Raw genomic sequence first — 12,994 nt, forward strand, 5'->3', positions numbered from 1 at the left:
GTCCCACGTACCATTAACCTTCGTAAGTTTTATAGTCGATATAGCCGCGCTCGCCACCGACGTAGAAGGTGGACTCATCCGGTTCATTGAGCTCCAGACCTTCTTCCCACCGGCGAACCAGGTCCGGGTTAGCGATGAGCTGACGACCAACCACAACTGCATCGACGTGGTCCAACTCGAGCTCGCGTTCCGCGTCTTCCTTGGTAGTAACAGTGCCAAACCCATCGTTCATGAGTGCCTTGGTCACGCCATTGGCGCGGGCCTTGTTCGCCAAAGTAGAAATCAGCTCACCTTCTGGCTCTGCGTGCAAAAAGGACACATACGCCAGGTTCAATGGAGCAATCGCATCCAAAAGACCGCCATACGTGGCCACCAGGTCAGCCTCGTCATCTTCCACAATTCCCTGCACAACGTGCGCAGGTGAGAAACGAACACCTACACGGTCAGCGCCAATTTCATCAACGACGGCACGGATAACCATCTCTGGCAGGCGTCGGCGATTTTCCGGGCTGCCACCAAATTCGTCGTCACGCTGATTGGCATTCGGAGCCATAAACTCATGCAACAAGTATCCGTTAGCATTGTGGATCTCTACACCGTCAACTCCCGCGACGATAGCCCGGCGCGCAGCGGCACGGAATTCTTCGACGATGCGTGGGAGTTCTTCTGCCTCCAACGCACGCGGTACTGGCGCCACCATCTTGCCGGAAAAACCACGGACGTCACCGTCCCAATCCAGCGCGCTTGGAGCTTCTGCTTGGGCACCATCGATAAGATCCGGGTGACTCGTGCGTCCACCATGCATGATCTGCATGAACAACACACCATCAGCGGCGTGCACCTCATTGGCTACTTCGCGCCAACCGGCTGTCTGCTCATCATCGACGATGCCGGCCTGGCCCGGGAACGCGCGATTCGTCCACGCAGGGAAAGTCCCCTCCGTGACCACAAGACCGGCGCTGGCGCGCTGGGAATAGTACTTCTTGTGCAGTTCACTCGGTACACCGCTGTGGCCTGCCCGCTGACGGGTCAACGGCGCCATGGTCACGCGGTTCTTCAAGGTATAACGACCAAGTTCCAAAGGACTAAATAAAGTTGCCATGACAACTACAACAGCATGCGTCATAGCTTCATTCCAACCCGCAGGTGTGTTTCTCAACGAACACCTACGGGACCTTCGGGTGGGCTAATTACGCGGGGCACTAGGCCAGGCAGCAGAACTGGTTAGCTAGTGCTGCACTTGCGAGAAAATGAAGCCTAGGCCAGCTGCACGGCAACACTCACGCCGTCGAGCACGCGGGAGACATTGGCACTGCTATCACCACTATTACTGTCGCTGTCGCTATCCAGCGGCTCAGTGACAACCTGCAGATCGGTAGCCAATACCTCGCCCGCAATGTGTTCGCGGTGGCGGTGAGCCCATTCTTCTTTGTCTGCAGGAACCGACAACGTGGCGGTGATGCGATCGCTGACCGCAAAATCAGCAGCCTTACGCGCATCCTGGATACCGCGGATCACATCGGCAGCCCAGCCCTTGGCTTCCAGTTCCTCGGTCACCGTCATATCCAGCACTACCAGGCCTTCCCTACCCGCGATCTGCGCGGTGGAATCCGGATCCGCAGCCACCAGACGCTCGGTGTATTCGCCTTCACGCAGCTCGACACCGTCGGCAAGCACCAGGTCGCCAGAGCGCTCATAATTGCCGGACTTCACTGCTTTAATCGCGCGTTGCACGTCCTTGCCCAAACGCGGGCCAGCCACCTTCGCGTTAACGACGACCTCGAAACGGCCCACCGCATCCACATCATCGGTCAGCTCTACCTCATTGACATTGACCTCATCACGGATGATATCCGCGAAATCAGCCAACTGGCCTGACTGTGGCATCGCGACCAGCAGCTTCGGCAACGGCAAACGGTTACGCAGCTTATTCGCCTTGCGCACCGACGATGCTGCAGAGCACACCGCGCGGGTGTAGTCCATGGCATGCACCAGCTCGTCGTCGGCAGGCAGATCACTGGCAGCTGGGAAATCGGCCAGGTGCACCGAACGCTCACCAGTCAGACCGCGGTAAATGACCTCCGCAACGTGCGGCAAGAGCGGGGCTACCGTGCGGGAAACGATCTCCAACACCGTGTACAAGGTGTTGAAAGCCTCCGGGTTGGCCTCGTCGCCTTCCCAAAAACGATCACGGGAACGACGCACATACCAGTTGGTCAGTGCATCAGCGTAGATACGCACGGCCTCGGTGGCGTCGGCAATATTGGTATTCGCCAATGCCGTGTCGACGGCGTCGACAAGATCGTGGGTCTTAGCCAAGATGTAGCGGTCCCGCACATCGGTAGAATCCACCGACCACTGCGCTGGCTTGCTGGAATACAGCTGCAAGAAGGTATAAGCATTCCATATCGGCAAAATCGCCTGCCGCACACCATCGCGAATGCCCTGCTCAGTGACAATGAGGTTGCCGCCACGCAGGATCGGGCTGGACATCAAGAACCAGCGCATCGCATCCGAGCCGTCGCGATCAAAGACCTCATTAACGTCCGGGTAGTTGCCCTTGGACTTCGACATCTTCAGCCCATCATCGCCCAGCACGATGCCGTGGGCGACGACCTTCTTAAACGCCGGGCGGTCAAACAACGCCGTGGACAGCACATGCAACAGGTAGAACCAACCGCGGGTCTGGCCGGAATATTCGACAATGAAATCCGCCGGGTTGTGCGACTCGAACCATTCCTTGTTCTCGAATGGGTAGTGCTTCTGCGCAAACGGCATAGAACCGGACTCAAACCAGCAGTCCAGCACATCCGGAACGCGGCGCATGGTGGACTTGCCTGTAGGATCATCCGGGTTCGGGCGCGTCAGCTCGTCAATATCCGGGCGGTGCAGCGACGTTGGGCGCACCCCGAAGTCTCGCTCCAGCTCATCCAGCGAACCGTAGACGTCGACACGCGGGTACTCCTCGTTATCAGAGGTCCACACCGGAATCGGTGCGCCCCAGTAGCGAGAGCGCGAAATATTCCAGTCGCGGGCACCTTCTAGCCACTTACCAAACTGGCCATCACGAATGTGCTCCGGGATCCACTCAATCTCTTTGTGGTTGAGCTCCACCATACGGTCGCGGAACTTGGTGACAGCCACGAACCATGCTGGCATCGCGCGGTAGATCAACGGCTGGCCCGAACGCCACGAGTGCGGATACGAGTGAACAATAACCTGGTGGCGCAGCACGCGACCGGTCTGTTTGAGGTCACGAATGATGTTCTTGTTGGCATCAAAAACCAGCTGGCCTTGATAATCCGGCACATCCGCGGTGAATTCCCCATCGGCATCCACCGGGATCACCAATTCGATATCTGCTTCCTGGCACGTCAACATATCGTCTTCACCGAAAGCTGGAGCCTGGTGGACTACACCAGTACCGCCGTCAGTGGTGACATAGTCAGCAGCCAGAATCTGGTAGCCGTTGTTCAGGTTCGGGAAGTAACCAAAGATCGGCTCATAGGTAAAGCCCACCAGGTCAGCACCCGGCAGCGAGAGCACCACCTCATGGTCTGTGCCCAATTCCTTGGCATAAGCATCACGAAGGTCGTCGGCAAGCAGCAACAGCTTGCCGACAAATTCTTCAGAGCCGCTCTCGCCCACCCGTACGACGGTGTAGGTGACCTTGGGGTTGACCGCCAGCGCAGAATTCGACGGCAGCGTCCACGGCGTCGTCGTCCAGGCCACGGCTGCTACGTCCTGGAAGATCGGGTTTTCTGCCAGCGTCTTTTCCGCAGCAGACCCCGCGCGGGTACCCGTCAGCGGGAAAGAAACGGTCAACGAAGGATCCTGGCGCTCCTTGTAGGAATCATCCAGGCGGGTCTCCTGATTCGACAACGACGTGTGCTCTGCCCAGGAATACGGCAACACGCGGAAGCCCTGGTAGATCAAGCCCTTGTCATAAAGCTCCTTGAACGCCCACATGACAGATTCCATGAACTCGATGTCCATGGTCTTGTAGCCGTTGTCAAAATCAACCCAGCGCGCCTGCCGGTTAACGTAGTCTTCCCACTCGTCAGCGTATTTCAGCACCGACGTCGCACAGACCTCGTTAAACTTCTCCAGCCCTATCTCTTCGACCTCATGGCGCTGGTTAATGCCCAACTGCTTTTCGGCCTCCAGCTCAGCGGGCAGGCCGTGGCAATCCCAACCGAACACACGCGGGACATAATTACCAGCCATGGTCCGATAACGCGGGACGATGTCTTTCACATAACCGGTAAGCAGGTGGCCATAGTGCGGCAGACCGTTCGCAAACGGCGGGCCGTCATAAAAGATGTATTCTGGTGCGTCTTTGCGCTGCTCCAACGAAGCCTGGAAGGTGTGATCATTCTTCCAATAATCCTGGACGATGCGCTCCATCGCCGGGAAATTATTGCTGCCGTCGGTCATATCGACCTTCGGGTACACCTTGCCGACGGATGCGGCGGTGTGTTGATCTGGGGTGTTATTTTCTGTGGTGTTATTTTCAGCCACGGTTACTCCTTCACTCACGAATCTTCGCGGTGCAGGGACGCCAATTCGGCGCGGTACCACCCTGCTTGAAAACGTGCCAGACGTTTTCCACTTCGTTGTGGTGAAGGTTTTCACCTTGCGGCCCGGTTCTAATAAGCGCTCAACCTCGCCACAGACACACGAAATGTGAGTGACAATCTCGTGGCAGTTAAACGCCGTTCTTCCGGAAAGCTCCCCGGTGATGGCCGGATCATCGCAACGAAAACTAAGCCTACTATTTTTTACGCACAACGTCGACAAGCAGCAGCAACAACGCCACCCCACCGCCGCCAAACAGCAACGCCAACCAGACGCCCGCGCCAGTCGCCAAGAACAACACGAGACCTAGGAAGGCCAGAAACGCCAATATGAGCACCGCTAGCATCATGGTGTCTGTAATCCCCGCCTTCCTGCTTGCTAAGCATTACCTGTGTGATTTTTTTAGCAATAATTCCATTATGCCACTGGAGACATGATGTGGCACCGTGGAATTACACGCGCATCATCGCAGCGTTGTCGACCATCCAGCGGCCATTGCGGCCGTTTTGCACAAATTGGCCCGGTGGTCAGATAATTTTATACAACCGATTTATGCGTCACTGCCTTAGTTTAAGGACAATTCCCATGAAAATTGCATTATTTGCTACTTGCATCGTCGACGCGATGTACCCACGGGTGGCACTGGCGACGGCAAATATTCTGGAACGACTCGGCCACGAGGTCATCTTCCCCGAAGGTCAAGCCTGCTGCTCCCAGATGCACGTCAACAGTGGCTATCTGAAAGACGCTTTGCCCGTGGTTCGCAACCACGTTTCCGCGTTCAGCAAAGCAGACTACGACATCGCCGTGGCCCCATCCGGTTCCTGCGTCGCTTCCCTACGCCACCAACAGCCAATGGTCGCGAACAAAAACGGGGACCCGAAGCTCGCCGAACGCGCCGCCAATATCGCCGGCAATACTTACGAGCTTTCGCAATTTCTGCGCGATATCGAAGGCATCACCAACGCCGCCGAGCAGCTCGGCTCCTATTTCCCTCACACCGTGACCTACCACCCGTCCTGCCACGGCATGCGGCTTTTGCGTCTGGGGAGCCGCCAACCAGACCTGCTGGATACCGTCGGAGGTATCAACGTCGTCGAATTACCAGACAAGGAAGAATGCTGCGGTTTCGGCGGCACGTTCTCCATCAAAGACCCCGGCGTTTCCGGCGCCATGGGTGAACAAAAAGTGCGCAATATCGAATCCACCGGCGCCGAGATGTGCACCGGCGGCGACGCATCCTGTTTGATGCACATTGGCGGCATTTTGCACCGCCAGGGCTCGACAACTCGCACGCTGCACTTGGCAGAAATTCTGGCCTCCACCCGCGACAACCCGTGGAACCCAGACACCGCCGACGAACTTTCCATCCCGCAGGAGGCGAAATAATGAGTACCGTCGCTTTGGGAATGCCGGCCTACGGCCAGGGCAACATCAACCTTTCCACCCCGTTCCCCGCTTCTGCCAAGCACCAGATGCACAACACGCAGATGCGCAAAAACATCCACCACGCCACCCACGCGATCCGTGCCAAGCGCAACAACGTCGTCGGCGAGGTTCCGGACTGGGAAGATCTGCGCAGCGCAGGATCAGCCATCAAATCCAACGTCATGGCCAACCTTCCGGAGCTGTTGGAGCAATTCGCTAAAAACTTTGAAGCTGCTGGCGGCCACGTGCACTGGGCACGCGATGCCAAGGAAGCCAACAAGATTGTCACCGAGCTGATCCGCGAGACTGGCGAGACGGAAGTGAACAAGATCAAATCCATGGCCACCCAAGAAATCGGCCTGGATGAATACCTGGAAGAACAAGGTATCACCGCCACCGAGACGGACCTGGCGGAACTGATCGTGCAACTCGGCGAAGACAAACCCTCGCATATCCTGGTGCCTGCGATCCACCGAAACCGCGATGAGATCCGCGAGATCTTCAAAGAAAAAATGCCGGAAGCCGGTGATGACCTGACCTCTGAGCCAGCCGTTCTGGCCGAAGCCGCCCGTCGTCACCTGCGCAAGCGATTCCTGTCACGCAAAGTCGCGGTTTCTGGCGCGAACTTCGGTGTGGCCGATACTGGCACCCTGTCCGTCGTGGAATCCGAAGGCAACGGCCGCATGTGCTTGAGCTTGCCGGAAACCCTCATCACCGTGATGGGTATCGAAAAACTCATCCCGACGTTTTCTGATCTCGAGGTCTTTTTGCAGCTACTGCCGCGCTCTTCCACCGGAGAGCGCATGAACCCCTACACATCTTTGTGGACCGGCGCATTCGACGGTGATGGTCCAGAAAACGTGCACGTCGTGCTGCTGGACAACGGTCGTTCGGCCGTGCTGGACGACGAGGACGGCCGGTCGGCATTGCACTGCATCCGTTGCTCGGCTTGCCTGAACGTCTGCCCCGTCTACGAGCAAGCTGGCGGTCACTCCTACGGTTCGGTCTACCCCGGCCCTATCGGCGCCATCCTGTCGCCACAGCTAACAGGTATTACCTCAGAGCAAAACGCCACGCTGCCGTTTGCATCCTCGCTGTGCAACGCTTGCTACGACGTCTGCCCGGTGAAGATCAATATCCCGGACATTTTGGTGCACCTACGCTCCAAGGCCGTCGACGAGCAATCCGGACCTTCGCAGATGGCTGCGCTGATGAAAGCCGCCAGCTTCGTCATGGGCTCCGGCCAAGTCATGAAACTCGTCGAACGCGGCCTACCACTGAGCCGCATCGTCGCCGGACGCTCCGGAACCATCGGCTGGCTACCAGGCATCGCGGGCGCATGGACGTCGCAACGCGATATCCCGAAGCCACCGAAGCAGGCCTTCCGCCATTGGTGGGCGAAAAACCGCAAAAACACAACAGAGGCGGAATCCTAATGGACCAGACATACCAGTACAGCGACGCGAAAACGGAAATCTTTGCACGGTTGCGTAATTCGCTTAGCGACCACCCTGCCCCGCCTGCCGTACCACGCGAATACCGCCGCGTCGGCGAGCGCACTGGGGCCGAGGTTGTCGACGTGCTCATTGACCGCTTGGAAGACTACAAAGCCAATGTGTATCGCGATGATCTCGCGTCCTTGCCGAACCGCATCAGCGCATTACTGGAAGATCGCAGCTGTGTGATCCCGGCCGGGGTATCAGAAGCGTGGCTGCCGGATCGCGACTTCATCGTTGACCACGCCGATCAGCCGCTGACCATCGATGATCTAGACTCCATCGACACCGTATTGACCGGTTCCACCGTCTCCTGTGCAGACACCGGCACCATCTTCTTGTCCGCGCAGCCCAACGAGGGCCGCCGCGCAATCACGTTGGTGCCCGACCACCACATTTGCGTCGTGTTTGAAAAAGACGTCGTCGATCTGGTGCCGCAAGCACTGGAAGCTATCGAAGGCACCCGGCCGATCACCATGATCTCCGGGCCTTCGGCGACCTCCGATATCGAGCTGGAACGCGTTGAAGGCGTGCACGGACCACGTCGCCTGGACATCATCATCGTTGCCTAACTAGACCGGTGCACTGGTACGGCCCTCTGGGGACTTGGGCACCTGAGGCGACCAGGCTGCGGGCCACAGGTTTCCATTGGTATCACCTACGGCTCCGGGCAAGACATCGTGGGTCTGTTACTCGCGGTACTGATCCTGGCACCGCTATTCGACGTCGACGAAAAATTCAGCGCGTTGATCGAGATCGCCTTCGAAGGTGGCCACGGCGGCGTTATTGTACAGCTGTTCTTGGACAAGACCAGACGCACCGAACTGATCGACCACGAAATGATGAAGCGTATCCAGGGCTTAGACTTGGACCTGCTGATTGCTTCTGCCTTGGCGACGATCTCCCTCTCCGTCATCGCGGACTACTGGCTGGCCTTCGTATTGCTGTCTGTCGCTGGCGTCCTGTTTAACGTTGGCCCCTGTTTAACGTCGCCATTCTGTGGTTTTTACCCCGCGCTCTACCCAGAATTCTGGGTAGAGCGCGGGTTCGGCGACTTCGGCCAGTCCATGGCTGTCAGCGCAACTGGATTGGCACTGCTGCGCGTAGCCGACCCAGACGAAAAGTCTCCAGCGCTTGAGGCCTTCGGCTACAAACAGCTGACGTTTAAGCCATTCTTTGGTAGAGGTTTGGTCACCATATTGTGTATCCCAGTGATGTTTGCCGTTGGAAACGTCTACGTCATCCTGATCCCGATGGAAACCGTATTTATCGTTGCGCTGGTCTCTGGCCTGGTGTACAAGAAAGGCGTGGACAAAGGTAAATGGAGTGATCCCGCGGTAGAAGAGCTACAGGGAGAAAACGCCTAACACACTAAGCAACGCACGCCCAGTGCGGGGCACGTCCAAGTTCAGAGACTATTCACCGTGACTATTCACAGCCACAGTTCACAGTGACAATTCGTAGTGCCAATTCAGAGCGCTGAAGACAAAACACTGAAGACAAAGCGAAGGTGCCTGCAGGAAAACCTGCAGGCACCTTCTGGTTCTCACCAATTCCTGGCCGAAGAGCTGGCTAATATTCTATGGCCAGTATGGCTGGTCATTATTTATTGTTGGACTTGATGTCGCCGCTTGGGGCTGCAGAGCCACGCGCCTCGAGCTCTTCCAACTGAGATTCCAGCAGGGTGCGCAGACGAGTGCGGTATTCACGCTCATAAGTACGCAAGTCCTCGATGCGGGCCTCCAATGCCGTCTGCTGCTGCTTGACGGTATTCATAACCTCAGTGTGCTTCTTTTCAGCATCCGCACGCAATGCGGCAGCCTTCTCGTTGGCTTGACGCAGCTGTGCTTCCGCACGGGATTCTGCATCCGAGGTGGTCTGCTCTGCCTTCTTCTCAGCATCCTGCACCATGGTGCGGGAACGGGTCTCCGCGTCATTCAGCTGCTTCGTAGACTTCTGCTGGGCGTCGTCAACCAAACGCTTCGCCTCAGCTTGTGCCTCAGACAATTGCTTTTCGGAGCTCGAACGAGCATCATCCAACATTGCCTTGGACTCAGCCTGAGCATCGGCAGTCAGACGGTCCGCCATCTCCTGCGCCAAGCCCAAGACCTTCGCGGCCTGCATGTGGGTAGCAGGGGTAGCCATGCCACTCGCGTCTGCCGTGGCCTGTGCTGGCGCGTCGGCCGCAGGAGCCTGCTTCGAGGATGCTGCGGCGTTCGCTGGCTTCTCCGCAGCTGCGGACTTGGAAGCATTCTCTGCCGTCTGGCGAGCCTGTGCCAATTCTTTTTTGGTAGCTTCGTGCTCCGCTTTAGCCTCGTTTGCAGCAGACTGCGCCTTATCGGCAGCCTTATGGGACTCGTTGAGCTTTTCTTCGTATTCTGCGCGAATTTTTTGTTCGATCTTCGAACGTAGGTCAGCTTCGATCTCTGAGCGAAGCTTGGACTCATCAACCGAAGAAGACTGGGAAGCGGCAGCACCTGCACCAGCACTCGCCGAAGACTGGTTATCAGCTTCATCGAGAAGCGCGCGCAACTCGTCATTTTCATCCTGCAGCTGAGCCAGAGTGTCCTCAACTAAGTCGAGGAACTGGTCGACTTCGTCCTCGTTATAGCCTCGCTTGCCAATGGGTGGCTTGTTAAACGCGACGTTGTGGACGTCTGCTGGTGAAAGTGGCATTGGCACTCCCCTTCTTACTTAAGTGACGGCCCCGCGAATGCGGGCGAGACCTAGTAGTTACGAAAATCTCATGCGTTATATTAACGGTATTAAATTTATCTGACTCGCCTGCTTCTATCAATCTTACCTCGCCGGTAATCCCTTAAGAATACCTTTGCTAGTGATTGCAGAAGCAGATTCGTCGCAGCTTATCATTTGCTGACTTGTCATTTGCTGACTTGTCATTTGCTAGAGCAGTAGCGCCCGCACCAGCATGCTGGCCACCATGAGCAGCAAGAACAGCACCAAGACAGACATGTCGACGGCAACACCGCCGGTACGCAATGGCGGGATAACCCGACGCAACGCTTTGACCGGCGGGTCCGTCAGCATAAATAGCACTTCGGCGATCATGATGAACCACCGCGATGGCTGGAAAGTCCGGCCAAAGGACTGGATCATCTCAATGATGATGCGCCCAACCAGCACCAACGTGTACAGCCGAATGGCAACGAGAAGAATTACTCCGAGCATAATCACGGGCGCCTACTTTACCTGATCACTAGTGGATTGAAACCTGGTTCTAGCTTTCCGACGCCACCGCTGCTGAACGCAACGATTCACGAACAACGATTCAACGAACACTGCGGCAATCATCAACAGCAGTTACCGCAAGCCTGCGACACGCTCCAGATCAATACTGGTGACCTGTGCTTGTTCCGGAACGATCGCGAAAATCTTACGATCCGTATCCAATTTAGCAGTGACGTTTTTCATCTGTCCGCGCAAAGCGAAACACAAACCTGCCGAGAAATCAATGATGCGCTTGGCCACACCACGTTCAGCATCCGTAATCTCGAACACGACGACATCACCATCGCGGAATGCCTCACCCATCTTCCGGGCTTCGTCATAGCTCACCAGCGACAACGCCACCACGTTTGGGGTTGGATTTACCGCCGGAGCTACAGCCGAGGCAGCTTGGTAGCCGTCATAACTGCGCGCACGGCCAGGCGCAGGTACCGTTTCGGGTTCCCGCAACCGCTCGCGGTCATACCCATAATCGCGACCGGCAACTTCTCGACGCGGTGACAAATCACGGTAACCGCCATCGCGGGCGTCGTCACGCATGGGAGCATCCCGGTAGCCGTCGCGACGGTCATAGTCGGCGGCTTCTTCATATTCATAATAAGCATCGTCTTCTGGCCCAAAGAAGAATTCTTTGGCAGAGCGCATGATAGACATTGGCTTTCCCCTTGTGTATTAACTAGTCATCTAAATTTTTTCGAAGCCGTACGAAGCCGCTACTGTACGTATCCACTGCTTAAAAAGCTACTGGTCGCGGGCCCATTATACCGGTACCGACACGCACGATGTCACTGCCAGCGGCGACTGCTTTATCCAGGTCAGCTGACATTCCGGCGGACAAATACAACCTTCGACCGAACCGTGCAGCAAGTTTGTCGCACAACTTCCGGGCATCGGTAAATACCGCAGCTGCATCAGCATCTAACGGCGGCACCACCATAACGCCAGCCAGCAATAATCGATCCAGCTTTTCAACGTGCGCGGCCAGTGCTTCTAAGTCCGCGGCAGGTACCCCGCCACGAGAGATGTCACCATCGGCAGAAAGCTGCAAGTATACGGGAAGCACAAACTCTGGATCGCGCTGCTCACGCTCGATTGCCAGCCGGACACCGCGATTGAGGGCGTCGGCAAGCTTATGTGAATCAACCGAATGCACGCTGTATGCCCAACGTGCCACGGAATTTGCCTTTTTTGTCTGTACCTGACCGATCATATGGAACCGTACATCCGGCAACTTTTCTGCCTTCTCACGGGCTTCTTGTTCCCGATTTTCTGCCACGTCGAATTCTCCGAGCTCAGCCAAAGCGGCGATGGCTGCAGTAGGGTGAAACTTCGTTACGGGCAACAGTGTGATTTCTTCCGGATCGCGGCCATGTGCACAGGCTGCCTTCGCGATCAGTTTTCGGGTTTGTGCAAGATTCGCTGCAAGCTGTGCCTGGTCTAGGGCCGAACGTGTGTACTCGGTGTTATCACGCATAGTTAATTTCCTGTCAACCAAATCACGCCAGCTTGCCGTCCCGTGCGGCCTTCCCTGCGGTATGAGAAGAATTCTTCCTCATCGATCGTGCACCGTGGATCCGCTTCAATCGAAGTGACGCCTAACCCCATGAGCTGGCACACCAACCCGGCACGAATATCCAGTCCGGCAGTGCCCTGCGTCGTCGTCGAGCGCGCGCCCGGCAAATGCTTTTCCACATCTGCCGCCATGGCAGGCGGGACTTCGTAGTTTTTCCCGCTCGCCGCCGGGCCCAATAAAGCCTGAATAGCGTGCGGCCTCGCACCAAGCTCACGCATCTTTTCCACGGTGCGCGATACAATCCCGTTGCGCGCTCCCATCCTGCCAGCATGCACGGCCGCACAAACGCCAGCGTCCGGATCAGCCAGCAGAACCGGCACGCAATCGGCCACCAGCACCCCCAAACCCAAGCCGGGCACCGTCGTCACGACAGCATCGGTAACGGCAATCGGTTCCGCGCTGGGCTCACGCACCACGGTGACAGTATTGGTGTGTAGCTGCTCCATCCACTGGATATGCTCTAGCCCCAACACGCGGGCAAGCCGTGCACGATTGTGCGCAACAGCGCACTCGTCATCACCCACGTGGTCTGCCAGGTTGAACGAGTCAAATGGCTGCTTTGATATCCCGCCTTTGCGCGAGGTAAACACCATGTGCACCGGGCGCTTGGAAACGTCGACGGGCGAAAACGCAGCACCCGTACCAGATTCGGATGAACCATGAGAAGCCATAA

At 56.9% G+C, this 12,994-nt stretch carries 12 protein-coding genes; 4 read left to right on the plus strand and 8 right to left on the minus strand.

The window, feature by feature from the left end:
- Positions 1-13: 13 nt before the first annotated feature.
- The 3 genes from QP888_RS01465 to QP888_RS01475 form a co-directional block, all read right to left on the minus strand.
- Positions 14-1,102, minus strand: coding sequence for an alkene reductase (locus tag QP888_RS01465; RefSeq protein WP_284811843.1), 1,089 nt, complete (start codon positions 1,100-1,102; stop codon positions 14-16).
- 155 nt (positions 1,103-1,257) lie between these two features.
- On the minus strand, positions 1,258-4,437 hold the full coding sequence (gene ileS, locus QP888_RS01470; protein ID WP_284811845.1) for an isoleucine--tRNA ligase: 3,180 nt from the start codon (positions 4,435-4,437) through the stop codon (positions 1,258-1,260).
- Between the two features lie 337 nt (positions 4,438-4,774).
- Complete coding sequence (locus tag QP888_RS01475; protein ID WP_018120517.1) at positions 4,775-4,927, minus strand: hypothetical protein; 153 nt, start codon at positions 4,925-4,927, stop codon at positions 4,775-4,777.
- A gap of 236 nt (positions 4,928-5,163) precedes the next feature.
- Here QP888_RS01475 and QP888_RS01480 point away from each other — a divergent pair, with 236 nt between their 5' ends.
- From QP888_RS01480 to QP888_RS01495, 4 genes are all read left to right on the plus strand, one after another.
- Positions 5,164-5,967, plus strand: a complete 804-nt coding sequence (locus tag QP888_RS01480) for a (Fe-S)-binding protein (protein ID WP_284811686.1) — start codon at positions 5,164-5,166, stop codon at positions 5,965-5,967.
- Positions 5,967-7,442 (plus strand): LutB/LldF family L-lactate oxidation iron-sulfur protein, encoded by a 1,476-nt coding sequence (locus QP888_RS01485; RefSeq protein ID WP_284811687.1) that lies wholly within the window; start codon positions 5,967-5,969, stop codon positions 7,440-7,442. The genes QP888_RS01480 and QP888_RS01485 overlap by 1 nt, the downstream gene beginning before the upstream one ends.
- Entirely contained in the window at positions 7,442-8,074 is a 633-nt protein-coding gene (locus tag QP888_RS01490; protein ID WP_284811688.1) for a LutC/YkgG family protein, read from the plus strand. The genes QP888_RS01485 and QP888_RS01490 overlap by 1 nt, the downstream gene beginning before the upstream one ends.
- A gap of 108 nt (positions 8,075-8,182) precedes the next feature.
- Positions 8,183-8,869 carry a sodium/glutamate symporter family protein gene (locus tag QP888_RS01495; RefSeq protein ID WP_284811689.1) on the plus strand — a complete coding sequence of 229 codons (687 nt, stop codon included), beginning with the start codon at positions 8,183-8,185 and terminating at the stop codon, positions 8,867-8,869.
- A 235-nt stretch (positions 8,870-9,104) separates the two neighbouring features.
- Here QP888_RS01495 and QP888_RS01500 read toward each other — a convergent pair whose 3' ends face one another.
- The 5 genes from QP888_RS01500 to pgeF all read right to left on the minus strand — a co-directional run bounded on the left by QP888_RS01500 (position 9,105) and on the right by pgeF (position 12,992).
- Entirely contained in the window at positions 9,105-10,178 is a 1,074-nt protein-coding gene (locus tag QP888_RS01500) for a DivIVA domain-containing protein (protein ID WP_284811690.1), read from the minus strand.
- Between the two features lie 228 nt (positions 10,179-10,406).
- Positions 10,407-10,691 carry a YggT family protein gene (locus tag QP888_RS01505; protein ID WP_502869078.1) on the minus strand — a complete coding sequence of 95 codons (285 nt, stop codon included), beginning with the start codon at positions 10,689-10,691 and terminating at the stop codon, positions 10,407-10,409.
- Positions 10,692-10,823: 132 nt separating this feature from the next.
- Positions 10,824-11,402, minus strand: a complete 579-nt coding sequence (locus tag QP888_RS01510) for a cell division protein SepF (RefSeq protein WP_284811692.1) — start codon at positions 11,400-11,402, stop codon at positions 10,824-10,826.
- A gap of 79 nt (positions 11,403-11,481) precedes the next feature.
- Positions 11,482-12,222, minus strand: coding sequence for a YggS family pyridoxal phosphate-dependent enzyme (locus QP888_RS01515; protein ID WP_284811693.1), 741 nt, complete (start codon positions 12,220-12,222; stop codon positions 11,482-11,484).
- A gap of 2 nt (positions 12,223-12,224) precedes the next feature.
- The gene (gene pgeF / locus QP888_RS01520; RefSeq protein WP_284811694.1) at positions 12,225-12,992 is read right to left on the minus strand and encodes a peptidoglycan editing factor PgeF; all 768 of its coding nucleotides are present in this window, start codon (positions 12,990-12,992) and stop codon (positions 12,225-12,227) included.
- Between the last annotated feature and the right edge of the window lie 2 nt (positions 12,993-12,994).

The organism is Corynebacterium sp. MSK297 (genome assembly GCF_030232885.1).
Taxonomy (GTDB): domain Bacteria; phylum Actinomycetota; class Actinomycetes; order Mycobacteriales; family Mycobacteriaceae; genus Corynebacterium.

What these genes read in the sequence shown, in the direction of transcription:
- QP888_RS01475 (WP_018120517.1), bottom strand. Translation starts at nt 4,927, where the DNA reads ATGATGCTAGCGGTGCTCATATTGGCGTTTCTGGCCTTCCTAGGTCTC.
- QP888_RS01485 (WP_284811687.1), top strand. Translation starts at nt 5,967, where the DNA reads ATGAGTACCGTCGCTTTGGGAATGCCGGCCTACGGCCAGGGCAACATC.
- QP888_RS01465 (WP_284811843.1), bottom strand. Translation starts at nt 1,102, where the DNA reads ATGGCAACTTTATTTAGTCCTTTGGAACTTGGTCGTTATACCTTGAAG.
- pgeF (WP_284811694.1), bottom strand. Translation starts at nt 12,992, where the DNA reads ATGGCTTCTCATGGTTCATCCGAATCTGGTACGGGTGCTGCGTTTTCG.
- QP888_RS01490 (WP_284811688.1), top strand. Translation starts at nt 7,442, where the DNA reads ATGGACCAGACATACCAGTACAGCGACGCGAAAACGGAAATCTTTGCA.
- QP888_RS01500 (WP_284811690.1), bottom strand. Translation starts at nt 10,178, where the DNA reads ATGCCACTTTCACCAGCAGACGTCCACAACGTCGCGTTTAACAAGCCA.
- QP888_RS01480 (WP_284811686.1), top strand. Translation starts at nt 5,164, where the DNA reads ATGAAAATTGCATTATTTGCTACTTGCATCGTCGACGCGATGTACCCA.
- ileS (WP_284811845.1), bottom strand. Translation starts at nt 4,437, where the DNA reads ATGACCGACGGCAGCAATAATTTCCCGGCGATGGAGCGCATCGTCCAG.
- QP888_RS01515 (WP_284811693.1), bottom strand. Translation starts at nt 12,222, where the DNA reads ATGCGTGATAACACCGAGTACACACGTTCGGCCCTAGACCAGGCACAG.
- QP888_RS01510 (WP_284811692.1), bottom strand. Translation starts at nt 11,402, where the DNA reads ATGTCTATCATGCGCTCTGCCAAAGAATTCTTCTTTGGGCCAGAAGAC.
- QP888_RS01505 (WP_502869078.1), bottom strand. Translation starts at nt 10,691, where the DNA reads ATGCTCGGAGTAATTCTTCTCGTTGCCATTCGGCTGTACACGTTGGTG.